Below are 1,545 nucleotides of genomic sequence, written 5' to 3' on the forward strand. Positions count from 1 at the left end.
CCCGCAGCCGTCGTCCTCGATGACGATGGTCAGGTCGTCGGCCACGGTGATCTCGACCGAGACGGTGTCGGCTCCGGAGTGCCGTACGGCGTTGCTGACCGCTTCGCGGACAACGGCTTCGGCGTGATCGGCCAGTTCGGGATCGATGACCGAGAGTGGCCCGCTGATGCGCACGGAGGTGCGGATGCCGCTGGGCGCGGTCTGCTGGCGGATGGCTTCCTCGATGCGTTGACGCACCCGCGCGCTGTCGCCGCCGTGCAGGTCGAAGATCGAGGTGCGGATTTCTTGGACGACATCTTGCAGGTCGTTGATCGCCTCGTTGATCCGCTCGCGCACTTCGGGCACGCGGGTGCGGGGGACGGTGCCCTGCAGGCTCAGCCCGACGGCGAACAGCCGCTGGATCACGTGGTCGTGCAGGTCGCGTGCGATGCGGTCGCGGTCGGAGAGGATGTCCAGTTCCCGCATGCGCCGTTGTGCGTCGGCCAGTTGCATCGCCAGCGCGGCCTGGTCGGTGAAGGCGGAGGTCAGTTCGAGGATCTCGTTGTTGTAGGGCGCCGACTCGGCTGCGCGCAGCGCGACCAGCACGCCCACCGTGGAATCGGAGGTCTGCATGGGCAGCACGAGTGCGGGCCCCGCGTCGGGGAAGATCTTGCCGAGATCCGCGCGGCGAGCGTCGTCCACCCGCTGGGGAGAACGCTGTCGGAAGGCCTGACCGATGGTGGTGTCTCCCAACGGCAGCTTGATCAGCCGCTGGTCGTGCGCGGCGCCGGCGGTATGTGTGATCAGTAGTTCGGTGATCTCTTCGGGTGGCCCCTCGGAGTCCGGGACGACCGCGAGATAGGTCCGTTCGGAGCCGGTGAGCCGGTGTGTGGCTTCGACGAGGTGGGTCATGACCTGGCCCGGGGCGGTGCCTGCGAGGAATTCGGTGGTGATGTCGCGGGTGGCTTCGATCCAGGCTTGGCGGGTGCGGGCGGATTCGTAGAGGTGGGCGTTGTCGATGGCGATTCCGGCCGCGGCGGCCAGGGCTCGCACGATGACTTCGTCATCTTCGGTGAAGGGTTGGCCGCCCGCTTTCTCGGTGAGATAGAGGTTGCCGAATACTTCGTCGCGGATGCGGACGGGCACGCCGAGGAAGGTGCGCATCGGGGGGTGATGGGCGGGGAATCCGACCGAGGAGGGGTGGTCGGCCAGGTTGTCCAGGCGGATCGGTTTGGGCTGGCTGAACAGTAGTCCGAGCACGCCGTGGCCTTGGGGGAGGTCGCCGATCGACTCGCGGGTCGGTTCGTCGATGCCTTCGTAGATGAATTGGGTGAGTTGCTGGTCGTGGCCGCGGACGCCGAGTGCGCCGTAGCGGGCATCGACCAGAGAGATGGCGGTGTGCACGATGGTGCGCAGGGTGCGGTTGAGGTCGAGTCCGGAGGTAACGGTGAGCATGGCCTCGACCAAGCCGTCCATGCGGTCACGGGCATCGATGATCTGCTCGATGCGATCCTTGACCTCGCCGAGCAGTTCGCGCAGCCGCAGTTGCGAAAGCGTATCGCGCAC

1 protein-coding gene is annotated in these 1,545 nt (G+C 67.0%); it reads right to left on the reverse strand.

The annotated features are described in order from the left end of the window. Nucleotides 1-1,545, reverse strand: a 1,545-nt coding sequence (locus tag ACWEO7_RS39445) for a GAF domain-containing sensor histidine kinase (protein ID WP_452430946.1), incomplete at both ends; no start/stop codon positions are given.

This window comes from Nocardia sp. NPDC004260 (genome assembly GCF_053603155.1).